Origin of the sequence: Vulcanococcus limneticus LL (assembly GCF_002252705.1) — a bacterium.
Taxonomy (GTDB): domain Bacteria; phylum Cyanobacteriota; class Cyanobacteriia; order PCC-6307; family Cyanobiaceae; genus Vulcanococcus; species Vulcanococcus limneticus.
The window spans coordinates 1-23,151 of sequence record NZ_NQLA01000022.1; the positions used below are offsets into that span (position 1 = coordinate 1).

Genomic DNA, 23,151 nt, shown 5'->3' on the forward strand with positions numbered 1-23,151 from the left:
CCGCACCTCCGGAATGACAGCTCGTCATTCCACCTTGTTCAACCTCTGATCAGGGCATTCGGGCCTCGGGATTTACACCACGCGAAGGGACGCGGCCCATCTGATTGCTCTGATGAGGTAAATGTGATCTTCTTTGCTGCCTGTTCGGGCTCTATTCCGCTGCTGAAATCGTCGTAGATCCTGCAAACGGCCTCACCAATCTTCTTGGCGTGATCGAAGTGCCAGGGGATCGGTAGTTGTATCTGACGCCGCTTGCCGCCGCCCGCTTTGGCCGTGATGTTCAGTCTGGCGAAGCCTCGATGCTCCGTGAGCGCCCAGCCCCTTGGACATCCCTTGCGGGACAAGGCGTGAGCGGTCTCGACGCGGATGGCGATCTCCCAGGGGGCTGCCTCAGCCATGTGAGAAGGTCTGTGAGAAGGTCGGTCCTACAGCCTGGCACGGCCTGTCAGGTGCGGTCAGCCGTTGGCAGCCCTAAAGCCAGTGCCAGACTAGCTTTTTGGGGGATTTCTCAGTCCTGGACTAGAAGCGGGTGACCGGGCTCGAACCGGCGACGTTCAGCTTGGGAAGCTGACATTCTACCACTGAATTACACCCGCAAAAAGAGAAATAGAGCGTTGAAAGCCCTCTAGCCTCATGAGGTCAACTTAGCAAACTGCCGACTGGCCCCACTGGCGAGCCGGCAGTTTGCCCCTTGGCGCTTCTCCGTCAGGGCTTGGCAGCAGGCTGGGGGATTTCGCTGCACTTCACGGTGGCGGAGAGCTGACGACGGGCGGCGATCACCGGCTGAGCCTTGGTGCGGAGTTCGTTGGCGGCCTCCTCCAGGGTCAGCTTCTTGTTGGAGGTGACCTGACTCACTTGCCCCTTGAAGGACTTGAGCTGATCCTGGAAGCTCTGCAACCGCAGCTTCTCCAGCTTCTTCTCGGAGGCCTGAAGGGCCTCCAGGGCTGTGCCGAGAGCCTTGTCGGCGGCGGCGGCCTCCCCGACTGTGGAGGTGGGCCTGAGGGCCGCGACCTGGTCGAGGGCCTGGCCGACGGCCCTCAGCTGGGCACAGACCTGGTCCTCGGTCCGCTGCTTGCGCTCGGCGAGGTCAGGCTTCTGGCAGGCAGAGGTGCTGAGGGCCACGAGGCCAAGAAGAGCAATAATGGAACGGCGCATGACGAAGCAAGACTGTTCACCACGAACAGTAGGAACATCCGCTGTTTTCGCCACGTGCTCCGCTTCCCGGCTCAGGGACTCCCCTCAGGGGCACACCGTCATTGGCTCAGTGCCGCCGCTGCCGCGGCTACGCCGGCACCCGTGGTTCCCTTGTGCAGGCCCAGCCCCTGCAGGGTGGCCTCGATGGCAGCCACGGCGGTGAGCACGTCTCGGTCGCAGACGAAGCCCAGATGGCCGATGCGGAACACCTTGCCCTTGAGGTGGTCCTGGCCGCCGGCCAGCAGGATGTCGAAGCGGTCCTTCACCGCCTTGCGCAGAGCTTCGGCGTCGATGCCCTCGGGCGCCACCGCGGTGATGGCAGGGCTGCCATGGCCCTCGGCGGCATAGAGGGGCAGGCCGATCGCCTTCATGCCGGCCTGGGCGGCGGCGCGGTGGCGGGCATGGCGGCTGAAGATCGCCTCCAGACCTTCCTTCTGCATGATCTCCAGCGACGCCTCCAGGGCGAAGTAGAGGTTGATGGCCGGGGTGAAGGGGTTGCTGTCCGCCTTGGCGGATTTGCGGTACTTGCCCAGATCCAGATAGAACTTGGGCAGATCGGCGTGCTTGTAGGCCTCCCACGCCTTGTCGCTCACGGCCACGAAGGCCAGGCCCGGCGGCATCATGTAGCCCTTCTGGGAGCCGGAACCCACCACGTCCAGGCCCCAGGCATCCATGGGCACGTTGGTGGCGCCCAGGCTGGTGACGCAGTCCGCGATCGTGAGGGCCGTGCCGTGGGCCCTCACGTGCCGGGCGATGGTCTCCAGGTCGTTGATCACGCCCGTGGAGGTTTCCGAGTGGGTGAGGATCACGGCCTTGATCGCCTTGGCCGTGTCGGCCTCCAGGGCGGCGCGGAAGGCCTCGGGATCCAGCGGCTGGCCCCACTCGGCCTTGATCACCTGCACATCCAGGCCGTAGGCCTGGGCCACCTTCACCCAGCGCTCGCCGAACTTGCCGTTGTCACCGCAGAGGACCTTGTCGCCCTTGCTCAGGAAGTTGATGATCCCGGCTTCCATGGCGGCGGTGCCGCTGCCGGTGAGCACGAGCACGTCGTTGCTGGTCTGATGCAGCCACTGCAGCTGCTCGGTGGTGCGCTTGACGATCTTCTGGAAATCGGCGCTGCGGTGGCCGATCGGGTGGCGGCCCAGCGCCAGCAGCACCGTTTCCGGCACCGGGGTGGGGCCGGGAATCATCAGGGTGAGCTTGTCCTGCATGGGCGGGGCGGCGGGTGGCGGGGCGGATCGCGAGCGACGCCGGAGCGGCGCAATCGACCACCATAAAAAACGGAGTTCCTGCCGCCCCCCTGGCGGCGCCTGAGCGCGACGGCCATGGCTACAAGCGGGTACACGCTGCCGGTGTGGGTGGCCGCCGCGGCCCGGGCCGCCTTGGCCCAGCTGCGGGGCGAGCCGTTCCAGGCGGAGCAGCTGCTGCTGCTGGAGCAGGAAGGGGCCGCCGGGCCCCAGTTGGTGCCGGTGGTGGCCGCCGCCCCTCTGGGCGAAGGTCGGGCCCTGGCGGTGGCCCGCTGCGACCCCGGTGATGGCCTGGACCTCACCCGCGGGCTGGTGGTGTGGGTGGAGGCCAGCTGGCGGACCCTGCAGCCGCCGGCGGGCACGGCTTCCCCGGAGGCGCCGATCCAGCGGTCCCCTGACGATCCGGCCTGGCTGGAGCTGCAGGCCGGCGAGGGCGTGGGGGTCCACGCCGCCACGCGGCAGCTCTGCCTCTCGGTCTTTGCCCGCCGCCTGCTGGAGCACAACCTGCGGCCGCTGCTGCCGGCGGGGCGGGTCCTGCGCCTGCAGGTGATCTTCCCCGTGGGCCGGCGCCTGGCGGAGCGCACCAGCAACGCCGCCTTCGGCGTGGTGGATGGGCTGGCCCTGATCGGCACCCAGGCGCTGGTGCAGCGCAGCGCTGCCCCGGACCAGCTGGCGGCGGCCCGCTCCGAGCTGGCCCGCCGGGTGGCGACGCCGGAGTTCAGCGGCGATCTGGTGATGGTGATCGGCGAGAACGGCCTGGACCTGGCGCCCCAGCTGGGCCTGCCACCGGCGCTGCTGCTCAAGGCCGGCAACTGGCTGGGCCCGCTGCTGGTGGCGGCGGCCGAGCAGGGGGTGCGGCGGCTGCTGCTGTTCGGCTACCAGGGCAAGTTGATCAAGCTGGCGGGCGGCATCTTCCACACCCACCACCACCTGGCTGATGGCCGCGCCGAGGTGCTCACGGCCCTGGCGGCCCTCGAGGGCCTTCCCCATGCCCAGCTGCGGCGGCTGCATGCCGCCGCCACGGTGGAGGCGGCCCTGGCGGACCTGGCCGCGGCGGATCCCGGGGCGGCGGAACGGCTGCGGCGCCGCATTGCCGCGGAGGTGGAGCAGCGCAGCGCCGCCTACCTGGCCCGTTATGGCCAGCAGGCCATGGCGGTGGGGGCTGCGCTGTTCAACCGCAGTCGGGGTCTTGCCGCCCTGGGCCCGCTGGGGTCCGAGCTCTGGGGGGCCTTCAGCGCCGAGACCGCGTTCAGGGCCGAGATCTAGGGTGCACCCACTGTTCCGGTGGCCCCTCCAGCCGCCTGCGCCCCCCGCCGCGCCCCCCAGCCCGACCGTTCGGCCCCGGGCCGTTCGGTTCCCTTCCCCCTGGATCCCCGGCCGCGCTGCCGCTGGTCCTGGCCCAGTCCTTCGGCGCCCGCGCCCCGATTCCTCGCCCCGCTTCCATTCCCCATGTCCAGCGCCAACCCCACCGCCATCGGTGAGACGAACCGCCATCCGGCGATCGTGATCCTCGATTTCGGATCCCAGTATTCGGAGCTGATCGCCCGGCGGGTGCGCGAAACGGAGGTGTTCTCGCTCGTACTTGGTTACAGCACCAGCGCCGAGGAGCTGAAGGCGATCAATCCCAAGGGGATCATCCTCAGCGGCGGGCCCAATTCGGTCTATGCCGAGCATGCGCCGGTGTGCGATCCGGAGATCTGGAACCTCGGCATTCCGGTGCTGGGGGTCTGCTACGGCATGCAGCTGATGGTGCAGCAGCTGGGTGGGTCGGTGGTGGCCGCCGGTCGGGCTGAATACGGCAAGGCGCCACTGCATGTGGACGATCCGATCGACCTGCTCACCAACGTCGAGGACGGCTCGACGATGTGGATGAGCCACGGCGATTCGGTGGAGCGCCTGCCCGAGGGCTTCGTGCGCCTGGCCCACACCGACAACACGCCCGAGGCGGCCGTCGCTGACCACAAGCGCCGGCTCTATGGCGTGCAGTTCCATCCCGAGGTGGTGCATTCCACCCACGGCATGGCGCTGATTCGCAATTTCGTGTACCACATCTGTGGCTGTGAGCCCGATTGGACCACCGCCGCCTTCATTGATGAGGCTGTGGCCGATGTGCGCCGTCAGGTGGGTGACAAGCGCGTGCTGCTGGCCCTCTCGGGTGGTGTCGATTCCTCCACCCTGGCCTTCCTGCTGCACCGGGCGATCGGCGATCGGCTCACCTGCATGTTCATCGATCAGGGCTTCATGCGCAAGGGCGAGCCCGAGTTCCTGGTGGAGTTCTTTGACAAGCGCTTCCACATCAATGTGGAGTACATCAATGCCCGCGATCGCTTCATCAACAAGCTCGCAGGCGTCACCGATCCTGAGGAGAAGCGCAAGCTGATCGGTACCGAATTCATCCGTGTGTTCGAAGAGGAGAGCAAGCGGCTCGGCCCCTTCGATTACCTGGCCCAGGGCACCCTCTACCCGGATGTGATCGAGAGCGCTGGCACCGGCATTGACCCCAAAACCGGCGAGCGGGTGGCGGTGAAGATCAAGAGCCACCACAACGTCGGCGGCCTGCCGAAGGATCTGCAATTCAAGCTGGTCGAGCCGCTGCGCCGTCTGTTCAAGGACGAGGTGCGCAAGGTGGGCCGCAGCCTGGGCCTGCCCGAGGAGATCGTGGGGCGCCATCCCTTCCCGGGCCCCGGCCTGGCGATCCGGATCCTGGGCGAGGTGACCGCCGAGAAGCTCAATATCCTGCGGGATGCCGATCTGATCGTGCGCGAGGAGATCAAGACCGCCGGCCTCTACAACGCGGTGTGGCAGGCCTTCGCCGTGCTGCTGCCGGTGCGCAGCGTGGGCGTGATGGGCGACAAGCGCACCTACGCCTTCCCGGTGGTGCTGCGCTGCGTGTCGTCGGAGGACGGCATGACGGCCGACTGGTCGCGCCTGCCCTACGACCTGCTGGAAACCATCTCCAACCGGATCGTCAACGAGGTGAAGGGCGTGAACCGGGTGGTGCTCGACATCACCAGCAAGCCCCCCGGCACGATCGAGTGGGAGTGAGGCCCAGCAACGGCCCCTGAGGCGCGGCCGGTCGCTGGCCAGTCCGGGGGCCCTCCGTTACCCTCGGGGCCCTCGGCCTTGGAGTCTTGACCGCCGCCCCTCAGCAGGACCTCCAGCTGCAGCGCCGACTCCAGCAGGACAGCATTGAGCTGGCCGGCAAGGTCATCTACCTCAATCCTTTCCTCTACTGGCGTCGCTTCGACACCAACACCGACCGCTGGCTGCGGGAGCCCGGCCAGCTGCCGGAGGACCAGATCGCCCGCAACCGCCAGCGCTTCTACCCCGAGCTCGCCTGGGACCAGCTGCCGGCCGAGGAGCTCGCCGTGAAGGAAGGGGCGGTGGAGATGTTCCTCAAGAGCCTGGAGCTGATCAGCACCTTCAACCCTGAGCTCAGCGCCGGCCACCTGCTGGAGGTGGAGCGCAAGATGGCCGTGACCAAGAAGCGGGCCTTCGAGCGCTGGGTGGCCAAGGCCCTGCGGCGGCGCCAGCGACAGCAGACCAGCGAGCGGCGCCGCTTCGATCGGGAGCGCCTGCTGCGCGACTGGGGCGAGTGGCTGGCCCTGCCCACCACCCGTCAGGCCCTGCTGCCGGCCACGGCCGCGCTGGTGCTGGCCGGCTCCGTGGGCTGGTGGCTCGGGGCCCAGCAGTTCTGCCGTCAGCAGATTGTCCAGCCCGGCATCGATAAGTCCGGTATCGCCCAGCCCGGCACCGGCCGCACGCCCTGAGCCCCGGGCCCTGCAGACTGGAGGGACTCTGCGCGTGACCGGCCCGTCCGGTGTGCCATGGCGGCTGATCCCCTCGATGCCCTGCGTCTGGCCCTGATGCAGGACGTTCTGCCGATGGGCATGGCCGTCGTGGAGCGGGCCCGTAGGTCCGGGCCCCAGGGGGTGGTTGAGGTGTTCACCGCCGGTGGGGACCCCCTGGCCCAGCTCAAGCAGGAGGGCGAGCCGGCTGCCCGCGGCGTGCGCGAGAACCTCGACCGGCTTCAGCCCGGCCTGGGCAATCCCGTGATCAAGGTGAGTGTCCAGGACGTGCCGGCGGAGTCGTCACCATCAAGCGGTTCGACGTCCAGCGGTTCGAGCTCCAGCGGTTCGGCGTCCAGCGCCGCGGCCCAGGCCACGGGCCCGGAGCGGGCGGTCTTGCAGGCGACCCTGGCGCGGATCGACGCCCGCCTGCGGTTGCTGGAGCAGCGCCTGGAGCTAGCCGGCGGGGAGCAACCCTGATGGTGCGGGGCTTCGGCGCCATCGCCCCCTCCACCCGCCACACCGGCATGCAGCAGCAGCCGGTGGTGCTGCTGGTGGTTGTGCTGCTGTTCAGCGGGGCCATGGTGGCCCGCCTGGTGTGGCTGCAGATCCTGCACGGCCGCGAGAACCTGGCCCTGGCCGACGAGAACCGCATCCGGCTGGTGCCGCGCAATCCGATGCGCGGCCGCATCCTCGACCACGACGGGCGGGTGCTGGCCTCCAGCAGGCTCACCTACAACCTCTACATCCAGCCCCGTCTGGTCAGCGACGGCCAGTGGCCCGGCCTGCGCGACCGCCTGGCCAGTCTGGTGGGGGTGCCGGCGTCTGAGCTCGATCGGCAGCGCCGCGCCGGCCGCAACAACGAGGGCTACCGGATCGAGCTGGCGGGCAACCTCAGGCCCGAGCAGGTGCTGCGCTTCCGCGAGCAGGCCCCGAATCTGGCCGGCGCCGAGGTGGATGTCGACTACCTGCGGGCCTATCCCTACGGCAGCCTCGCCGCCCATGTGCTGGGTTACACCAGCTCGGTCACCGCGGAGGAGTACGACAAGCTCGCCGAGAAGGGCTACCGGGTGCAGGACCGCATCGGCCGCAGCGGTGTGGAGCGGGTGTTCGAATCCACCCTTCGCGGCGAGTGGGGCGGCCAGCAGCTGGAGGTGAACGCCGCTGGCCAGGTGCAGCGGGTGCTGGGCGACAAGCAGGCCCGCGCCGGCAAGGACCTGCGCCTCACCCTGGACCTGGAGCTGCAGAAGACGGCCGAGCGCGCCCTCGACGGCGTGCGCAAGGGGGCGATCATCGCCATGGATCCCCAAACTGGCGCGATCCGGGCCATGGCCAGCCGCCCCACCTTCGATCCCAACATCTTTTCCACCGGTCCCACCACGGCCCAGTGGAACGACCTGAGCCGGCCCGAGGCGCCGATGCTCAACCGCGCCTTCCAGGGCTTCCCGCCCGCCAGCACCTTCAAGGTCGTCACCACGATCGCTGGCATCGAATCGGGCGCACTGCCCGCGAACGGCACCCTGCCGACGATGAATTCCTTCTGCTACTACGGCCAGTGCTACGCCGACCATGGCGCCTTCGGCGCGATTGGCTATCCCTTCGCCCTGGCGGTGAGCAGTAACAGCTTCTATTACCAGCTCGGCCTCAAGGTGGGCCCCGACCAGCTGTTCCAGGCGGCCCGGCGCCTGGGCTACGGCAGCCTCACCGGGGTGGAGCTGAGCAACGAGGAGACCGAGGGTCTGCTGGGGGACGCGGCCTGGAAGCGGCGGGTACTGGGGGAGCCCTGGACCCCCGTGGACACGATCACCTCCGCCATCGGCCAGGGTGCGGTCACGGTGACCCCGATCCAGATGGCACGGCTCTACGGGGCCATCGCCAACGGCGGCTGGCTGGTGACGCCCCACCTGGTGGAGAAGCCGACCAAGCGGGTGTGGCTCGGCCTGCGGCCCGACACCCTGCGGGTGCTGCGCAAGGGCCTGCGCGATGTGGTGACCGAGGGCACCGGCAAGGTGCTCAACGATCCGTCCTTGCCGCCCGTGGCCGGCAAGACCGGCACTGGCGAAGATCCGCCCCGGCCGGACCATGCCTGGTTCGGGGGGTATGCGCCGGCTGACAAGCCCAGCCTGGTGATTGTGGCCTTCGGCGAGAACAGCGGCGGCTACGGCGGCACGGTCGCGGCGCCGATGGTGAAGGCCCTGATGACCACCTGGTTCCGCGGCTCCCTGGCGGCGGATGGGGCCCGGCCCAAAGCCGGCTAATTTCAGGCTCGCTGAGCTGCCTCAGCCCACGAGGGCCGGCCGACGGCTGCCGTTCAAGACCTGCCGGTAGTAGCCGCGCAGCTGCTCGGTGGCCCCGACCCAGCCCCAGCGCTCCGCCTCCTGGCGTGCGTTTTGGCGGAGTTGCTGGCGCTGGCTGCCATCCCCCAGCAGCCGCAGGGTGGCGGCGGTGAGGCTGCCGGCGCCGCCATCTCCGCCCTCGGGCTCATACAGGCAGCCGTTCTCGCCATCGGTCACGATGTCGGGGATGCCGCCCCGGTTGGCACCCACCACGGGACAGCCAGCGGCCATGGCCTCCAGCAGCACCAGGCCCAGGGTCTCCGTGCTGCTGGGGAACAGGAACGCGTCGGCGCTGGCGTAGGCGGACGCCAGCTCCTCCCCGGCCAGGTAGCCCACGAAGGTGGTGGCGCTGCCGGCGAACAGGGTTTCCAGCTGCTGGCGGTAGGGCCCATCCCCCACCAGCGCCAGCCGCGCCCCGGGCAGGGCATCGAGCACTGGCCGGATGCGCTCGATCTGCTTCTCGGCCGAGAGGCGGCCGATGTAAAGCAGCAACTGGTCCGTGTCGCTGCGGCCCCCCAGCAGCCGCTCGCGCATGGACTGGCTGCGCAGCTCGGGCCGGAACAGCTCGGTGTCCACCCCCCTCTGCCACAGGGCCGTGTGCTGGATGCCCCGCTCGCTCAGCTCCGCCACCATCGCCGTGGAGGTGCAGAGGTTGAGCTGGGCCTGGTTGTGGGCCGCCTTGAGCAGCTCCCACAGCACTGGCTCCAGCATCCCCAGCCCGTAGTGCTCCAGGTACTTGGGCAGGTGAGTGTGGTAGCTGGCCACCAGCGGAATGCTGCGGGTCTTTGCTAGCCAGATGCCCCCCAGCCCCAGCACCGCCGGGTTCACCACGTGCACCAGATCCGGCCCGAAGGCCTCGAGCGCCTCCGACACCGAGGGCCGCGGCAGGGCCAGCTTCAGCTCGGGGTAAAGGGGCAGGGGCAGGGCCGGCACCCCCACCACCCGGGCGCCCAGGTAGCTGGCAGGTGCGCCCTCTGGGCAGAAGACCAGCACCTCATCGCCGGCGGCCACAAGGTGCTGGATCGTCTTGGTGAGGCGGGTGACGATGCCGTCGACCTTTGGCAGGAAGGTCTCGGTGAACAGGGCAATCTTCAAGGGAGAACCGCCTGCAGAGGGGAACCGGGAGGGGTCGCGCCGGCTCAGGCGGACTGGATCGCCACGGCCTGGGCCTGGGTCCAGGTCGAGACACAGGGGATGCGGCTGCGGTCGCAGCGGTCGGCCCAGCGGCGGGCCACATCCACCACCTCGGCCAGCAGGCCGTCATCAAGGGTGGTGGGCCTGAGGCCCAGCTCGATGAAGCAGCGGTTGTCCACGATCAGGTCGTTCTCGATCGCCTCCTTGCGGGGATTGGGCAGGTAGTTGATCTGGGCGCCGGTGAGGCCAGCCACCTTGCGGGCCAGCTCGCCCACCTGGTGGCTCTCGGTCATCTGGTTGAAGATCTTCACCTTCTCGCCGGCGACCGGCGGATGCTCCAGGGCCAGCTGCACGCACTTCACCGAGTCGCGGATGTGGATGAAGGCGCGGGTCTGGCCGCCGGTGCCGTGCACCGTGAGCGGGTAGCCAATCGCCGCCTGCATCAGGAAGCGGTTCAGCACCGTGCCGTAGTCGCCGTCGTAATCGAAGCGGTTGGTCAGGCGCGGATCCCGCTCGGTGAGGTCGGTGTTAGTGCCCCACACGATGCCCTGGTGCAGGTCGGTGACGCGGATGCCGTCGTTCTTGTTGTAGTAGTAAAAGAGCAGCTGATCGAGCGTCTTGGTCATGTGGTAAACGCTGCCAGGATCCGTGGGGTGCAGGATCTTCTCGGTGAAGCGGCTGCCATCGGCCTGGGGCACCTCCACCGTGAGGTAGCCCTCGGGAATCGTGGCGCCGCGGTGGGAGCCGTAGCCGTAGACCCCCATCGTGCCCAGGTGGACGATGTGGACGTCCAGGCCGCTCTCGACGATGGCGGCCAGCAGGTTGTGGGTGCCGTTGACGTTGTTGTCGACGGTGTAGCGCTTGGTGGCGCTGCTCTTCATCGAATAGGGAGCCGCCCGCTGCTCGGCGAAGTGCACGACCGAGCTGGGCCTCTCGCTGCGCAGCAGCTCCAGCAGGCGGTCGTAGTCCTGGGCGATGTCGAGGTGCACGAAGCGCATCGCCTTGCCGCCCACCTGCTCCCAGGCCCGCAGCCGCTCCCCGATCGTGGCGATCGGCGTGAGCGACTCAACCTCCAGGTCGATGTCGATCTTGCGGCGACTGAGGTTGTCGACGATCACCACGTCGTGGCCCGCCTCGGCCAGGTTCACCGCGCAGGGCCAGCCGCAGAAGCCGTCACCGCCGAGAACGAGAACCTTCACCTGAACTCCTGCTGGATGAGCGAGCGCTCCTTGGAAGGCAAGCTACTACAGGCGTCTGGCGTCCCCTCAGCTGATCCCCACGGCCACCGCCACCAGCAGCAGCACCAGCAGCGCCCCGCCAATCAGCAGCAGGCGACTGCTGGCAGGGCCGCCTTCCCCCGCTTCCATCACCTGCATGCGGGGTTCCTTGGCGAAGGCATTCAGCTTGCCGCCGTCCTCTTCGGTGACCTGCATGGCACGGGTATGTGGTTCAGGCGACCCTACGGAGTGCTGGCAAGGACAACGGCGCCCCGCCCGGAAGCTTCACGTGCCGATGCGTCCCTGGACGGGGGAGCTCGGACTGGCCTGGGCCCGCACCGGCAGCCGGCCGGCCTGTAGCGCGGCCCTGCCGGCCTGCCAGGCCAGCGCCATGGCCCTGGCCATCACCGGCGGATCCCCGGCCAGGGCGATGGCGCTGTTGATCAGCAGGGCGTCGGCCCCCATCTCCATCGCCTGGGCCGCCTCGCTCGGCACGCCGATGCCGGCGTCCACCACCACCGGCACGCGGGCGTTCTCAATGATCAGAGCGATGTTGGCGGCGTTGCGGATGCCCTGGCCCGAGCCGATCGGGGAGCCCAGTGGCATCACGGTGGCGCAGCCCACGTCCTCCAGCCGCTTGGCAAGCAGCGGATCGGCATTGATGTAGGGCAGCACGGTGAAGCCCTCCTTCACCAGCTGCTCGGCCGCCTCCAGGGTGCCGATCGGGTCCGGCAGCAGGTGCCTGGAGTCGGGGATCACCTCCAGCTTCACGAAGCTGTTGTCCTCCTGGCCGGCCAGCTTGGCCAGCTCGCGGCCGAGCCGAGCCACCCGGATCGCCTCCTCGGCCGTGGCGCAGCCGGCGGTGTTGGGCAGCATCCAGATCCGCCGCCAGTCGATCGCCTCCATCAGGCCCTCGTGGCCCGCGGCCTGGCTCTGCACGCGGCGCACCGCCACCGTCACGATGTCGCAGTCGCTGGCCTCCAGGCTGGTCTGCATCGCCTGCAGGCTGGGGTATTTGCCCGTGCCGGTCATCAGCCGGCTGCGGAAGCGGCGCCCGCCGATCACCAGGGGATCGGGGTAGTCCGCCGGGGCGAAGGGAGTGGGCTGGGCCATTCAGCGAAGGTACCGCGCAGCCCTTCCCAACGCGGCCTTTGCCCCTAGCCTGGCTCCAACGCCTGGTGTCGTCGTGCTTCCCCTCCTCCTGGCCGCCGCCAACTCCCTGCCGGTGGGCAGTCCCGTGCCGGTGGGCGGCTACGTGCCCTACAACCCTCCCGCCGGTTCGCCCCAGGCTGCCGAGACCTACCTGCTCGGCACCCTGTCTCCGGTCGAGACCTTCGATCCGGCCGCCCGGGCCTCAGCCCTGGCCCAGACCATGCCCCGTAACTGGAGCGGCACCTACCAGCCCTTCGATGGCGGCGCCTCGGTGCCGGTGGCCCTCAACCTGGCCAGCATCACGGCCTTCGGCCAGATGGTGGATGTGCGCGGCGAGATGACCGTGGGCTCGGTGGTCACCCCGGTGCAGGGCAACCTCAACGCCAAGTCCGATCAGCTCGATCTGCTGGTGCTCTGCCAGTGCGACGTGGCCGGGCTTGAGCTGGGGGGCGCCTTCCTGGGCCTGCAGGCCATCAACCTCAGCGGCTGGGTGGCGCCGCGTCTCACCCATCCCGGCGGCCAGCTGGTGCTCAACCCGGCGGCGCCGGTCCAGCCGCCGGCGTCCCCCCTTCAGAACCGTCAGGAGATTCGCGGCCTCTGGTGAGGCTCCAGTAGCATGCAGCTGGGCCCGGTTGGCTCGTTCGGGCACCGATCTGCCCTGCCGAGCCAGCCGCACGATTGAACGTGTCGGCCTGGATGCCAGCAAAAAGCCGCCCCCAGGGGCGGCTTTCTTGTGGTCAGTGAACGTGGCTCTTCTGGCACTCGACTGGCGTCCGGAAGCTCAGGCCGCCGTCCGGCGTTCCAGGCGCTTGAGGCGCTTGCGAGCGGTGCGGTTGGCGCTGTCCAGCTCCAGCACCTTGGTGTAGGCCTCGCGGGCCTCCTCCTGCTTCTGCTGCTTCTCGAGCGCGAAGGCCAGGTTGTTGAGGGCCACCGGGTAGTCCGCCTTCGCCTTGAGGGCGGCGCGGTAATGGCGGACCGCAGCGGGGTAGTTGTTCTGGGCCGCCAGGGCGAAGCCCAGGGCGTTTTCGATCACCGCCTGGGCCTCGAGGGGCTCGTTGCCGGCGCGCTTGAGCGCCTGCTTGAGGTTGTCGGCGGCCTGGCCATACAGCCGCTTGCGCAGCTGCACCGAGGCCAGCTCGTAGAGATCGGCGGCGGATCGCTGGCCGCCCTGAACCTCGGCTTCGAGCCGGGCCAAGGCGGCCTCATCGCGCCGCACGCGCAGGATCTGACGGGCCACCACCACGGCGGCGCTGCCCAGGAGCAGGATCAGACCGATCAGGTAGGCCTGAGGCAGGGAGAAGTCCATGGGGCCTACCGTTGCGCCCTCAGGCCTTCGCGGCGCCGACCACGCTGGTGAAGCTGGCGGGGTCAAGCACGGCCAGCTGGGCCAGCATCTTGCGGTTCAGCTGCACGTCGGCCTTCTTGAGGCCACCGATCAGGCGGCTGTAGCTCAGCCCGTTCAGGCGAGCTGCGGCGTTGATGCGGGCGATCCAGAGGCGACGGAAGTCACGCTTCCGGCGGCGACGGTCGCGGTAGGCGTTGCAGAGGGCCTTCATGACCCGCTGGTTCGCGGTGCGGAACAGGGAGCCGTTGCCGCCGCGGAACCCGCGCGCCAGGCGCAGGATCTTGTTGCGGCGTTTGCGGGCGACGTTGCCCCTCTTAACGCGGGCCATGGGTGGATCTCAGGTGTGGGTGGTCGGGCAGGTCAGCGCAGCGGTCAGCTGTAGGGGAGCATGGCGCGCACGTTGTCCGCATCGCGCTCGTCGACCACGGCCATCGTGCCGAGGTGGCGCTTGCGCTTCGGGCTCTTGTGGTCGAGCAGGTGATTGCGGAAGGCGTGCCGGCGCATGAACTTCCCGCTGCCGGTGGCCTTGAACCGCTTAGCGGCTGCTCTGCGGGTCTTGAGCTTCGGCATGTCTACGCGCTCTGGCACAAACAATGAAGGTACGACGCGGAAGTGCCATCCGCCAACACCCCCTAGCGTCGAGGCCCCCCACCGCCAGTCTTGATGTCGATGCGTTCCAGGCAGGCGAGCTCGGCTTGGCGGGCTCGCGGTTCCCTGCGGCCGGTGCTGCCGGCCGCACTGGTCCTGGCTCTGGTGACCCTGGCTCCCGGCTGCCGGGCCGAGCAAGCCCTGAACGGGGAGCCGCTTCCCCAGGAGACCCTGACCCACTGGTCGGTGCCGGAACCCCCCGCGGTCACGGCCGAGCGACCGGTGCTGTGGGTGGCCCTGGCGGCCCATCTCGGTCCGAAGCTGGCCTCAAGTGCAGCAACCACACTACCCCTGGTGCTCACCGCCGCCGAGGGCACCATCGATGTGGTGGATGCGGGCGGTCTGCGGATCTCGGCTCCGCGACTGGAGCTGCGCTGGCGGGCAGAGCCCCTGCCCAGGCCTATCCGCCTGTCCCGCACGGTGCTCGGCCCCTTCCCCAGCTTCGAGACCGCCGAGCAGGCCGCCCTCAGCTGGCGCCAGCAGGGTGTGGAGTCCCGCATCGCCCATCCCGGCGACTGGGAGGTGTGGGCGCCGGCGGACACCCCTGCTCCCCCCGGCCACACCGCCCGCGCCGAGAGCCAGCAGGTGACGGCGCGGAGCGCCCTGGTGCTGGCCTCCCCCGGGGGGCCGAAACCCCTGCAGGGACCCCTGGAGATCCGGGTGCCAGGGGGGCTGCGCTGGGGCGATGGGGTGTTCCGCGGGCCCTTCCGGCTCCAGAGCGATGCCTACGGCAGCTGGAGCCTGGTGGAGCAGGTGCCTCTGGAGCGCTACCTCCAGGGCGTGGTGCCCCATGAGATCGGGGCCGGCGCCCCGGCGGCGGCCCTGGCGGCCCAGGCCGTGCTGGCCCGCACCTGGGCCCTGCGCAACAGCCACCGCTTCGCCGTGGACGGCTACCACCTCTGCGCCGACACCCAGTGCCAGGTCTACGGCGATCCCCGCCAGGCGGGGCCAGCGGTGCGGGCTGCCATCACCACCACGGCGGGGCGAGTGCTGAGCTGGCAGGGCCGTCCGATCCATGCCGTCTATCACGCCACCAATGGCGGGGTGGCGGCAGGTTTTGAGGAGGTGTGGCGCGGCGAGCCGCTGCCCTACCTGCAGGCCTTCGCCGATGGCCCGGCGCCGTTCGTGGCGGCCTATCCGCTGCCGCTGGATCCGGCGCTCTCCCTGCCGGCCCTGTTGCAGCGCACCGCTCCAGCCGGGTACGGGGCCGACCACCCCCGCTACCGCTGGCAGCGCCGCCTGGACCGCCAGCAGATCCGCGAGGCCCTGGGGCCGGCCGGCAGGGCCCTGGGGGAGGTGCGCCAGCTGACGGTGCTGGAGCGGGGCCCCAGTGGCCGGGTCCTGGCCCTGGCGATCACCGGCAGTGCCGGTCGCCAGGTGTTGCGGCTCGATGGCATCCGCCGCAGCCTGCGCCAGCTGCCCAGCACCCTGTTCACCCTGACGCCGGAGGGGCCGGGAGTCTGGCGTGTCAGCGGCGGCGGCTTCGGCCACGGCGCCGGCCTGTCCCAGGCGGGGGCCATTGACCTGGCGGCCCGGGGCTGGAGCCTGGAGCGCATCCTGGCCCGCTATTACCCGGGCACGGCCCTCCTGCCGATTCAGGGCCTTGGGAACGGCCCTTAGAGTCCTGCCACCCTTGGAGGAGCCATGGCTGCCGGCGGCACCGCGACAGAAGCCCGCCGGCCCAAGGCGGCCCTGTTCCTGCTCTGCTGCCTGGCCGCGGGGATCCTGCCCCACCGGCTCGCGGGGCTGGCCAGCCTGGTGCCCTCGATCACCCTCACCCTGCTGCTGGGCGGCTACGGCCTGCGCACCGTGTTCCTGGCGCCGCGGCGCAACCCCGTGCCCGCGCCCGCCTCAGCTCCGGAGGCCGATCCTCCGGACCCGCCGGCGGTGGATCTGGTGGTGGCCGCCCGCGACGAGGAGGCTGTGGTCGGTCGGCTGGTGGAGCGGCTGGCCCAGGTGCGCTATCCCGACGGCCGGCTGCAGATCTGGGTGGTGGACGACGGCAGTGAGGACCGCACCCCCGAGCGCCTGGCCGAGCTTCAGCTCCGCTATCCCCAGCTGCAGGTCCTGCACCGCGGCCGCGATGCGGGTGGCGGCAAGTCCGGTGCCCTCAATGCGGTGCTGCCCCGGCTCCAGGGCCGCTGGTTGATGGTGCTGGATGCCGATGCCGAGCTCCAGCCGGAGGCGCTCGAGCGGCTGGTGCCCTACGCCGAGGCCGGCGGCTGGGGGGCGGTCCAGCTGCGCAAGGCCGTGGTGAACGCCGAGCGCAACCTCCTCACCCGCGCCCAGGCGATGGAGATGGCGCTCGATGCCCTGATCCAGCAGGGCCGGCTGGCCGCGGGTGGTGTGGTGGAGCTGCGCGGCAACGGCCAGCTGCTGCGCCGCGACCTGGTGCTCGCCTGCGGCGGCTTCAACGAGGCCACCGTCACCGATGACCTCGACCTCAGCTTTCGGCTGCTGCTTGACGGCACCGCCGTGGGCATCGTCTGGGATCCGCCGGTGCAGGAGGAGGCCGTCACCTCCCTGGCGGCCCTGTGGCGCCAGCGCCAGCGCTGGGCCGAGGGCGGTCTGCAGCGCTTCTTCGACTACTGGCCCGGGCTCACCGGTGATCGGCTCTCCGCCGCCCGCAAGCTCGATCTCGCCTGCTTCTTCCTGCTCCAGTACGTCCTGCCGCTGCTGGCGGTGACCGACCTGATCGGCGCTGCCCTCACCGGCACCGCACCGGCGATCTGGCCCCTCTCGATCGTGGCCTTCGCGCTCTCCGGTGGCGGCATCCTCCAGGGCTGCCGGCGGCCCAGCGAGGGGCCGGCGCTGCCGCCCATGGGGCCTCTCAATCTGGCCCTGGGCATCGTCTATCTGGGCCACTGGTTCGCGGTGATCCCCTGGACCACCCTGCGCATGGCGCTGCTGCCCAAGCGCCTGGTCTGGGCCAAGACCCTGCACCTGGGGGATCAGGGCGCCGAGGCTCCAGCCGGGCCAGAGCCGGAGGAGGGAGATCTCCGGTCGCAGGCCTCCTGAGGCGAATGGGTTGGGGACTGGGTCCGGCAGCCGTGCGCGCTGGCCCTACGGCTTGATGCCCTGGCGACCGTCCGGCCCGAAGCTGTGCCATACCCACCAGCCGGGATGGCCCAGGCCGCGCTCGGGGCCGTCGCCGATGCGGATCCTCACCAGCTCCGGCTTGCCGGCATTGAGGCGCAGGCCCTGGCCAATGGGGAAGCGCCGTTCGCCGCTGAACAGGCCGGAGTAGAGCGGGGCGCCGCGCAGGTTGCGCACGTCCAGCCAGGTTTCGCTGGGGCTGCGAAGCTCCAGGATCAGCCCCGACTGCGCGTCCCGACCAGCGATGCCGCTGTCGGCACCGCCTGCGGCACGGCTGCCGGCAGACCTGTCGCCGCTTGAGTAGACGCGCCACTGCTGCAGTGCCAGTCCGCCCACCACGCCCACGCCTGCGGCCGCCAGCAGGGCCAGCCTCAGGGGACGCGGCGGCTGGGTCTGCTGGGGCCAGCGCAGGTTGGGCCAGGCCAACTGCGGCCAGCGCCAACGCCGGGGCCAAGCCAGCCGGCTGGCGGGCCGCTTCCCGCTCCGCTGCCGTTGGGGTTGGCTGGGGGGCGGGGGTGGCGCGGCCTCTTCGATGGACTGGGCGGGCGCAGCAGGCCCAGTGGCTGCGGCTTCGGCGTCGGGGGCGGCCGGCGTGGCAGGGGGGGGCGCGGCGTCCGCTGCCGCCGGGCTGAGGGCGTGGCGCAGCTGCTCCCTCAGGGCCTGGTTCCGCTCCGACAGCAGGCGCACGTCCTCCACAAGGGGCTGCAGTTTCTGGTCGAATTTGCGCTCGTAGATCTCCGGAACCTCGTTGATCAGCTCCTCCAGTTCGCTGATCTTGCCTCGGGTGGCAGCCAGTTCCCGCTGCACTCTCTGCAGTTCCAGGTAGTCGTCCGACGGGAGATGGTTCACGGCCGCGTCGTGCTCCTGGGTTTGGGATTATCGCTGAAGTGTCAGCCCTTGAGCCCCCGTCAGCTACGGCGGTTCAGGCGGCGGACTCCTCGTCGTCCAGGGGTGGACCATCCAGTTGGATCACCTCGCCGTTGAAGAAGTCCGCCAGCCGCCGGGCCTTCTCGTCCAGCAGGGTGGTGGCCATCGGCTGTCCGGCGGTCGCTGCGCTGGCCGGCGGCGCGGCACTGGGCGGAGTCGAGCCACTGGCTGGGATTGCGGTGGTGGCTGGGGCCGGCCTGGGCTGGGTCGGCGGTCGACCGGTGGGCACAGGCGGCGCCAGGGTTGGCGCAGCCGGGGGCTCCCCTTGGGCTGCTGGGGTTGGGGCCGTTGGGCTCGATGCCGTCGGGTTCGGCATGGCCCGGTGAGGAGCTGCCGCACTGGCCATCCCTGCGCTCGGCCTGCCGGTGTCTGCGGGCAGCCCCGTTGCTCCCTGCTCCAGGGCCCTGCCGCCCTCCAGCACCACCTGCCGCGGGCTGCCGAGCGCCTGGGCCACGGCCTTCTCCAGCAGGGGCAGACGGCTCTGCACCATGGCCATCCAGTTGCCGGCCACCTGCACCACCGCCCGCTGCTGATCCAGCCGGGCCAGCACCGCCTGCTGCGAGAGCAGCATCCGCGTGGAGGGCAGCTCCAGCCCAGCCAGGATCTGCTGCCAGAGCTCGGCCAGGTTGGCCGTCGTCGGGATCGGCGGCGGCGCTTCAGCGCTGATCGGCGGAGCCGGGGTGCTGGCGACGGCCTGGTGTGCGGGTGCCCCGCCCGCAGGCGCTGGGGGTGCCTCTGGCTCTGCACTGCTCAGTCCGCTCTGGACGTTCTGCCCGCCGCCCTGGCCGCTGCCAGGGCCCAGGGGGGTTCGGTCGGCCCCAGCAGCAGCCCCACTGCCCTCACTGCCACGGGCCGCTCCGGGCCGCCCGGCGTCAACACCTGGCACGGGTCGACTGGCTGGGGCCCTGGTGCCAGCTGCCGCCAGAGCTGGAGCTGCCTCCGCCAGCAGGCCCAGCAGCAGCACCTCCAGCCACAGCCGCGGCTGGACGCTTTGGCGCAGCTGTTGCTCGCTGCCCCGCAGCTGGGCCTGCCACTGCAGCAGCCGCGCCTTGCCGATGCGGCGCGCCAGCTCCGGCAGCTGTGGGCGGAACTGGGGCGAGAAGCCCGTGAGTTCGAGGCGATCGGGGGCCACGCCCGCCAGCACCAGATCCCGCAGCAGGCCCGCCAGGCCCTGCAGCACGGCGCCGGGTTCACGGCCCCGCTCGAGCAGCTCCCGGCTGGCATCAATGACCCCCAGGGGTTCGGCGCCGGCCAGGCTTTCGGCCAGGGTCAGCAACTCCTGCTCCGGCACCGCCCCCACCAGTTCCCACACCGCAATCGGCTCGATCGGGGCCGGTAGCAGGCTGAGCTGGTCCAGCAGGCTCTCGGCATCCCGCAGGCCGCCCTGGGCCCGCTGGGCCACCACGTGCAGCGCCTCGGGGGTGATGCCGATCGACTCCTGCTCGGCGATCCAGGCCAGGTGCCGCTCCAGGGCCTCCAGCGGAATCCGCCGGAAGTCGAAGCGTTGGCAGCGGCTGAGGATCGTGGGGAGCACTCGCTGGGGGTCGGTGGTGGCCAGCACGAACACCACCCGGGGCGGCGGCTCCTCCAGGGTCTTGAGCAGGGCGTTGAAGGCGGCGGTGGAGAGCATGTGGCACTCGTCCACCACATACACCTTCCAGCGGGCCTGCACCGGCGCGAAGCGGGAGCGCTCGATCAGCTCGCGGATGTTGTCGACGCCGGTGTTGGAAGCGGCGTCGATCTCGATCACATCGAGGGCGTTGCCGGCCGCGATCGACACGCACAGCTCGCAGGTGCCGCAGGGTTCGGGCGTGGGCCCGTCGCTGGCGATGCAGTTGAGCGAGCGAGCCAGGATGCGGGCGCTGGAGGTCTTGCCGGTGCCGCGCGGGCCGCTGAACAGGTAGGCCGGCGCGATCCGGTTCTGGCGCAGGGCGTTGCCCAGGGTGGCCGCGATCGCCTCCTGCCCCACCAGCTGGTCAAAGCGCTGGGGCCGGTACTTGTGGTGCAGCGGCTGGTAGCCCGAACGCATCGCGATGCTCATGGCGGCTCTGGGGGCGCTGCCGGCGCCGGGCCGAAGAACCAGGCTACCGGGGGTCGCCGTCGGGCTCTGGCCCCAGCAGTCGCTCCAGCTTGGCCTCCAGCTCCTCCACCTCCGAGAGTTGATCGGCCAGCTTCTGGGCCGCGAGCCGCAGGCCCGCGAACTGGTCGGGACCCAGACCTGTGCCGGCGCTGCCCTCGCCCCAGCGGGCCTCGGCCCGGGCCAGCTCCTCCTCCAGTTTCTGCTGCAGCTTCAGCCGCAGGCCGTCGAGCTGCTCCAGGCTGCGGGCCGCCAGGGCTCGGCCCTGCTCCAGCTGCTGGCCATCCAGCTTCAGGCCCTGGCGCAGCAGCACCCGCACGCCAGTGAGCAGCGCCGCCGGCACGAACTGGCCGAGGGCCAGGGCGCCGAGGCTGCCGGTGTGCAGCCAGCCCTCCACCTGGGCGCTGCGGTGGCGGCCGGTCTTGCACCAGTGGGCGAAGTGCTCGCAGTTGTTGAACAGCAGGTTGTAGTTCTGCTCCCCCAGCCGGCCCATGGCCCGCCGCAGGGTCACGCCCACCGGTGAGCAGGGCTCCGTGTAGGCCACCACGCTCACCGGCTCGCTGCGGCTGAACTCCTCCAGCGGGCTGCGCAGGATCTGGCGGCCCTCCAGGTAGTGGGCCACCGTGCCATCGCCCAGGTCGATGCCGTGGTGGTTGAACAGGCCGTGCTGCCGGGGCACCTGCAGATGGTCGGCGGCGGCCATGGGCGACGCCTCAGGCCGATTCCTGCTGTTCCCGCTCCGTGAGGCTCGGATGGGGCAGCACCTTGCCCCTGGTGCGCTCCTCTACCAGGGCCCGGGTGATCGTGAAGCTCTTGACGCTCTGGTCGGAGGGCAGGTCGTACATCACATCCAGCATCAGCTCCTCGACGATGCCGCGCAGGGCCCGCGCTCCCGTCTTGCGGCGGTGGGCCTCGAGGGCAATCGCCTGCACCGCCCCCGGCTCGAAGTCGAGGTGCACGTCGTCCATGCTCAGCAGGGTCTGGAACTGCTTGACCAGGGCGTCGCGGGGCTCGGTGAGGATCGCCTCCAGGGCGTCGGTGTCCAGGGGCTCCAGCACGGCGCTCACCGGCAGGCGGCCGATGAACTCAGGAATCAGGCCGTACTTCACCAGGTCGTCCGGCTCCAGGTGGCGCAGGGCCTGGGCGGCCTGCTGGTCGCGCTGCTGGCGGTGGCGGCCGCGACCGTCGGCCTGCACGAAGCCGATGGCGTTGCGGCCCATGCGCCGCTGCACCACGTCTTCGAGACCCACGAAGGCGCCGCCGCAGATGAACAGGATCTGGCTGGTGTCGATCTGGATGCAGTCCTGGTAGGGGTGCTTGCGGCCCCCCTGGGGCGGCACGTTGGCCACGGTGCCCTCCAGCATCTTCAGCAGCGCCTGCTGCACCCCCTCACCCGATACGTCGCGGGTGATCGAGGGGTTCTCGCTCTTGCGGGCGATCTTGTCGATCTCGTCGATGTAGATGATGCCGCGCTGGGCCTGCTCCACATCCAGGTCGGCCTTCTGCAGCAGCCGCAGCAGGATGTTTTCCACGTCCTCGCCCACATAGCCCGCCTCGGTGAGGGTGGTGGCGTCGGCCACGGCGAAGGGCACATCCAGCAGCTCGGCCAGGGTCTGGGCCAGCAGGGTCTTGCCGCAGCCGGTGGGGCCGATCAGCAGGATGTTGCTCTTGTGCAGCTGCGTGGCGGTCTCGCGGGCCTCGCCCTCGCCGTCGCCCTGCCAGGCCAGTCGCTTGTAGTGGTTGTAGACCGCCACCGACAGCACCTTCTTGGCCTCCTCCTGGCCCACCACCTGGGCGTCGAGGAAGGCCTTGATTTCGCGGGGCTTGGGGATCTCGGCCAGGGTGGGCGCCGGCTTCTGGCCCTTCTTGGGCTGGGCCTTGGCCTTCACCTCACTGCCGGGCCGGCTGCCGCTGCCCTGACCCTCCACCAGCTCCTCATCGAGGATCTCGTTGCAGAGGTCGATGCATTCATCGCAGATGTAGACCCCCGGCCCGGCGATCAGCTTGCGCACCTGGTCCTGCGACTTGCCGCAGAACGAGCACTTCAGGTGGGCGTCGAACTTGGCCATCGGGCGGAGGGGGCGGCGCGGAGCCGGAGCGGAGGTGGGCGGGGCCCTGAATTTCAGGATCGGCCCGATCCCACGGTTCGTCAGCAGTCCTTAAGACCGTCCTCAACAAGGCCGGCCATTGGAACTCGTCAGTGCGGCGAAAATCCGGCGGCACTGGCGTCGGTCACGACCCGATCGATCAGGCCGTATTCAACTGCCTCCGCCGGCGAAAGAAAGTAGTCGCGGTCGGTGTCCTCGGCGATCTTCTCCAGCGGCTGGCCGGTGTGCTCGGCCATCAGGCGGTTGAGGGTGTCCTTGAGGAACAGGATCTCCTTGGCCTGGATCTCGATGTCCACCGCCTGGCCCTGGGCGCCACCGAGGGGCTGGTGGATCATGATCCGCGCGTTGGGCAGGGCCAGGCGCTTGCCCTTGGTGCCGCCCGAGAGCAGGAAGGCGCCCATCGAGGCCGCCAGGCCATAACAGATGGTCACCACGTCGGGGGCCACCTGCTGCATGGTGTCGTAGATCGCCAGGCCCGCGGTCACCGAGCCCCCCGGCGAGTTGATGTAGATCTGGATGTCCTTCTCGGGATCCTCGGCCTCGAGGAACAGCAGCTGGGCCACCAGGGCGTCGGCCACCTGGTCGTCGATGCCGCTGCCCAGGAAGATGATTCGCTCGCGCAGCAGGCGCGAATAGATGTCGAAGGCCCGATCGCCCCGGCCTGACTGCTCCACCACCGTGGGCAGCACGCCCGGGGAGGCGCCGGGTCGTCCGCCGGCGTCCGCCAGGGCGGTGGCCCCGGATCGGCCCATGAAGGTCGCGTCCGGTCGCGGGCCCTGCCAGCGGTTTTGGATCGGATGGAGGCGGGAGGCGTCGATCACGCGGCCGGCGGGAACAGGGTGGGCGGTCGGTCCAATCTATGGGGATCGCGTGGGGATCGCC

Annotated in this window: 23 protein-coding genes and 1 tRNA gene; 8 read left to right on the top strand and 16 right to left on the bottom strand. The window is 70.1% G+C overall.

Annotation, left to right across the window (positions count from 1 at the left end):
• Nucleotides 1–38 precede the first annotated feature (38 nt).
• The 4 genes from CJZ98_RS18315 to CJZ98_RS10075 all read right to left on the bottom strand — a co-directional run bounded on the left by CJZ98_RS18315 (nt 39) and on the right by CJZ98_RS10075 (nt 2,405).
• Nucleotides 39–398: a hypothetical protein gene (locus CJZ98_RS18315; RefSeq protein ID WP_157910951.1), complete on the bottom strand. Its 360-nt coding sequence runs from the start codon at nt 396–398 to the stop codon at nt 39–41.
• A gap of 126 nt (nt 399–524) precedes the next feature.
• Nucleotides 525–596, bottom strand: a tRNA-Gly gene (locus CJZ98_RS10065).
• 109 nt (nt 597–705) lie between these two features.
• Complete coding sequence (locus tag CJZ98_RS10070; RefSeq protein WP_157910952.1) at nt 706–1,155, bottom strand: hypothetical protein; 450 nt, start codon at nt 1,153–1,155, stop codon at nt 706–708.
• 98 nt (nt 1,156–1,253) lie between these two features.
• Nucleotides 1,254–2,405 (bottom strand): pyridoxal-phosphate-dependent aminotransferase family protein, encoded by a 1,152-nt coding sequence (locus CJZ98_RS10075; protein ID WP_094590952.1) that lies wholly within the window; start codon nt 2,403–2,405, stop codon nt 1,254–1,256.
• A gap of 114 nt (nt 2,406–2,519) precedes the next feature.
• Here CJZ98_RS10075 and cbiD point away from each other — a divergent pair, with 114 nt between their 5' ends.
• The 5 genes from cbiD to mrdA all read left to right on the top strand — a co-directional run bounded on the left by cbiD (nt 2,520) and on the right by mrdA (nt 8,487).
• Nucleotides 2,520–3,707 (top strand): cobalt-precorrin-5B (C(1))-methyltransferase CbiD, encoded by a 1,188-nt coding sequence (gene cbiD, locus CJZ98_RS10080; protein WP_094590954.1) that lies wholly within the window; start codon nt 2,520–2,522, stop codon nt 3,705–3,707.
• Between the two features lie 183 nt (nt 3,708–3,890).
• On the top strand, nt 3,891–5,486 hold the full coding sequence (guaA, locus tag CJZ98_RS10085) for a glutamine-hydrolyzing GMP synthase (protein WP_094590956.1): 1,596 nt from the start codon (nt 3,891–3,893) through the stop codon (nt 5,484–5,486).
• Nucleotides 5,487–5,572: 86 nt separating this feature from the next.
• Nucleotides 5,573–6,211 (top strand): hypothetical protein, encoded by a 639-nt coding sequence (locus tag CJZ98_RS10090; protein WP_094590958.1) that lies wholly within the window; start codon nt 5,573–5,575, stop codon nt 6,209–6,211.
• A 57-nt stretch (nt 6,212–6,268) separates the two neighbouring features.
• The gene (locus CJZ98_RS10095) at nt 6,269–6,709 is read left to right on the top strand and encodes a hypothetical protein (protein ID WP_094590960.1); all 441 of its coding nucleotides are present in this window, start codon (nt 6,269–6,271) and stop codon (nt 6,707–6,709) included.
• Nucleotides 6,709–8,487 carry a penicillin-binding protein 2 gene (gene mrdA / locus CJZ98_RS10100; protein WP_094590962.1) on the top strand — a complete coding sequence of 593 codons (1,779 nt, stop codon included), beginning with the start codon at nt 6,709–6,711 and terminating at the stop codon, nt 8,485–8,487. The genes CJZ98_RS10095 and mrdA overlap by 1 nt, the downstream gene beginning before the upstream one ends.
• Before the next feature lie 21 nt (nt 8,488–8,508).
• Here the strand turns inward: mrdA and CJZ98_RS10105 are convergent, their stop codons facing one another.
• The 4 genes from CJZ98_RS10105 to CJZ98_RS10120 form a co-directional block, all read right to left on the bottom strand.
• Nucleotides 8,509–9,660 carry a glycosyltransferase family 4 protein gene (locus CJZ98_RS10105; RefSeq protein WP_094590964.1) on the bottom strand — a complete coding sequence of 384 codons (1,152 nt, stop codon included), beginning with the start codon at nt 9,658–9,660 and terminating at the stop codon, nt 8,509–8,511.
• Nucleotides 9,661–9,704: 44 nt separating this feature from the next.
• Nucleotides 9,705–10,898 carry an NAD-dependent epimerase/dehydratase family protein gene (locus CJZ98_RS10110; protein WP_094590966.1) on the bottom strand — a complete coding sequence of 398 codons (1,194 nt, stop codon included), beginning with the start codon at nt 10,896–10,898 and terminating at the stop codon, nt 9,705–9,707.
• Between the two features lie 66 nt (nt 10,899–10,964).
• Complete coding sequence (gene psb34 / locus CJZ98_RS10115; RefSeq protein WP_094590968.1) at nt 10,965–11,132, bottom strand: photosystem II assembly protein Psb34; 168 nt, start codon at nt 11,130–11,132, stop codon at nt 10,965–10,967.
• Nucleotides 11,133–11,201: 69 nt separating this feature from the next.
• Nucleotides 11,202–12,029: a thiazole synthase gene (locus CJZ98_RS10120; RefSeq protein ID WP_094590970.1), complete on the bottom strand. Its 828-nt coding sequence runs from the start codon at nt 12,027–12,029 to the stop codon at nt 11,202–11,204.
• Nucleotides 12,030–12,102: 73 nt separating this feature from the next.
• On the opposite strand from CJZ98_RS10120, the gene CJZ98_RS10125 reads away from it, so the two are divergent.
• Nucleotides 12,103–12,672 (top strand): hypothetical protein, encoded by a 570-nt coding sequence (locus CJZ98_RS10125; protein ID WP_232756379.1) that lies wholly within the window; start codon nt 12,103–12,105, stop codon nt 12,670–12,672.
• A gap of 177 nt (nt 12,673–12,849) precedes the next feature.
• On the opposite strand, the gene CJZ98_RS10130 is transcribed toward CJZ98_RS10125, so the two are convergent.
• The 3 genes from CJZ98_RS10130 to rpmI are packed head-to-tail and all read right to left on the bottom strand — an operon-like array spanning nt 12,850 to nt 13,983.
• Nucleotides 12,850–13,374, bottom strand: coding sequence for a tetratricopeptide repeat protein (locus tag CJZ98_RS10130; RefSeq protein ID WP_094590972.1), 525 nt, complete (start codon nt 13,372–13,374; stop codon nt 12,850–12,852).
• Nucleotides 13,375–13,393: 19 nt separating this feature from the next.
• Nucleotides 13,394–13,741, bottom strand: a complete 348-nt coding sequence (rplT, locus tag CJZ98_RS10135; protein ID WP_094590974.1) for a 50S ribosomal protein L20 — start codon at nt 13,739–13,741, stop codon at nt 13,394–13,396.
• Between the two features lie 44 nt (nt 13,742–13,785).
• Nucleotides 13,786–13,983, bottom strand: coding sequence for a 50S ribosomal protein L35 (rpmI, locus tag CJZ98_RS10140; RefSeq protein ID WP_094590976.1), 198 nt, complete (start codon nt 13,981–13,983; stop codon nt 13,786–13,788).
• A 153-nt stretch (nt 13,984–14,136) separates the two neighbouring features.
• Here rpmI and CJZ98_RS10145 point away from each other — a divergent pair, with 153 nt between their 5' ends.
• Both CJZ98_RS10145 and CJZ98_RS10150 read left to right on the top strand, forming a co-directional pair.
• A complete protein-coding gene (locus CJZ98_RS10145; protein ID WP_332835048.1) occupies nt 14,137–15,681 on the top strand; it encodes a SpoIID/LytB domain-containing protein in 1,545 nt (514 codons plus the stop codon).
• 24 nt (nt 15,682–15,705) lie between these two features.
• On the top strand, nt 15,706–17,079 hold the full coding sequence (locus CJZ98_RS10150) for a glycosyltransferase (RefSeq protein WP_094590980.1): 1,374 nt from the start codon (nt 15,706–15,708) through the stop codon (nt 17,077–17,079).
• Nucleotides 17,080–17,124: 45 nt separating this feature from the next.
• Here CJZ98_RS10150 and CJZ98_RS10155 read toward each other — a convergent pair whose 3' ends face one another.
• The 5 genes from CJZ98_RS10155 to clpP all read right to left on the bottom strand — a co-directional run bounded on the left by CJZ98_RS10155 (nt 17,125) and on the right by clpP (nt 23,021).
• Entirely contained in the window at nt 17,125–18,006 is an 882-nt protein-coding gene (locus CJZ98_RS10155; RefSeq protein WP_094590982.1) for a hypothetical protein, read from the bottom strand.
• Nucleotides 18,007–18,079: 73 nt separating this feature from the next.
• A complete protein-coding gene (locus tag CJZ98_RS10160) occupies nt 18,080–20,113 on the bottom strand; it encodes a DNA polymerase III subunit gamma/tau (protein WP_094590984.1) in 2,034 nt (677 codons plus the stop codon).
• A 55-nt stretch (nt 20,114–20,168) separates the two neighbouring features.
• Nucleotides 20,169–20,864: a lecithin retinol acyltransferase family protein gene (locus CJZ98_RS10165; RefSeq protein WP_094590986.1), complete on the bottom strand. Its 696-nt coding sequence runs from the start codon at nt 20,862–20,864 to the stop codon at nt 20,169–20,171.
• A gap of 10 nt (nt 20,865–20,874) precedes the next feature.
• A complete protein-coding gene (gene clpX, locus CJZ98_RS10170; protein ID WP_094590988.1) occupies nt 20,875–22,230 on the bottom strand; it encodes an ATP-dependent protease ATP-binding subunit ClpX in 1,356 nt (451 codons plus the stop codon).
• A gap of 128 nt (nt 22,231–22,358) precedes the next feature.
• Entirely contained in the window at nt 22,359–23,021 is a 663-nt protein-coding gene (gene clpP / locus CJZ98_RS10175; RefSeq protein WP_261348174.1) for an ATP-dependent Clp endopeptidase proteolytic subunit ClpP, read from the bottom strand.
• Between the last annotated feature and the right edge of the window lie 130 nt (nt 23,022–23,151).

What these genes read in the sequence shown, in the direction of transcription:
- CJZ98_RS18315 (WP_157910951.1), bottom strand. Translation starts at nt 398, where the DNA reads ATGGCTGAGGCAGCCCCCTGGGAGATCGCCATCCGCGTCGAGACCGCT.
- CJZ98_RS10070 (WP_157910952.1), bottom strand. Translation starts at nt 1,155, where the DNA reads ATGCGCCGTTCCATTATTGCTCTTCTTGGCCTCGTGGCCCTCAGCACC.
- CJZ98_RS10075 (WP_094590952.1), bottom strand. Translation starts at nt 2,405, where the DNA reads ATGCAGGACAAGCTCACCCTGATGATTCCCGGCCCCACCCCGGTGCCG.
- cbiD (WP_094590954.1), top strand. Translation starts at nt 2,520, where the DNA reads ATGGCTACAAGCGGGTACACGCTGCCGGTGTGGGTGGCCGCCGCGGCC.
- guaA (WP_094590956.1), top strand. Translation starts at nt 3,891, where the DNA reads ATGTCCAGCGCCAACCCCACCGCCATCGGTGAGACGAACCGCCATCCG.
- CJZ98_RS10095 (WP_094590960.1), top strand. Translation starts at nt 6,269, where the DNA reads ATGGCGGCTGATCCCCTCGATGCCCTGCGTCTGGCCCTGATGCAGGAC.
- mrdA (WP_094590962.1), top strand. Translation starts at nt 6,709, where the DNA reads ATGGTGCGGGGCTTCGGCGCCATCGCCCCCTCCACCCGCCACACCGGC.
- psb34 (WP_094590968.1), bottom strand. Translation starts at nt 11,132, where the DNA reads ATGCAGGTCACCGAAGAGGACGGCGGCAAGCTGAATGCCTTCGCCAAG.
- CJZ98_RS10120 (WP_094590970.1), bottom strand. Translation starts at nt 12,029, where the DNA reads ATGGCCCAGCCCACTCCCTTCGCCCCGGCGGACTACCCCGATCCCCTG.
- CJZ98_RS10130 (WP_094590972.1), bottom strand. Translation starts at nt 13,374, where the DNA reads ATGGACTTCTCCCTGCCTCAGGCCTACCTGATCGGTCTGATCCTGCTC.
- rplT (WP_094590974.1), bottom strand. Translation starts at nt 13,741, where the DNA reads ATGGCCCGCGTTAAGAGGGGCAACGTCGCCCGCAAACGCCGCAACAAG.
- rpmI (WP_094590976.1), bottom strand. Translation starts at nt 13,983, where the DNA reads ATGCCGAAGCTCAAGACCCGCAGAGCAGCCGCTAAGCGGTTCAAGGCC.
- CJZ98_RS10150 (WP_094590980.1), top strand. Translation starts at nt 15,706, where the DNA reads ATGGCTGCCGGCGGCACCGCGACAGAAGCCCGCCGGCCCAAGGCGGCC.
- CJZ98_RS10160 (WP_094590984.1), bottom strand. Translation starts at nt 20,113, where the DNA reads ATGCGTTCGGGCTACCAGCCGCTGCACCACAAGTACCGGCCCCAGCGC.
- CJZ98_RS10165 (WP_094590986.1), bottom strand. Translation starts at nt 20,864, where the DNA reads ATGGCCGCCGCCGACCATCTGCAGGTGCCCCGGCAGCACGGCCTGTTC.
- clpX (WP_094590988.1), bottom strand. Translation starts at nt 22,230, where the DNA reads ATGGCCAAGTTCGACGCCCACCTGAAGTGCTCGTTCTGCGGCAAGTCG.
- clpP (WP_261348174.1), bottom strand. Translation starts at nt 23,021, where the DNA reads ATGGGCCGATCCGGGGCCACCGCCCTGGCGGACGCCGGCGGACGACCC.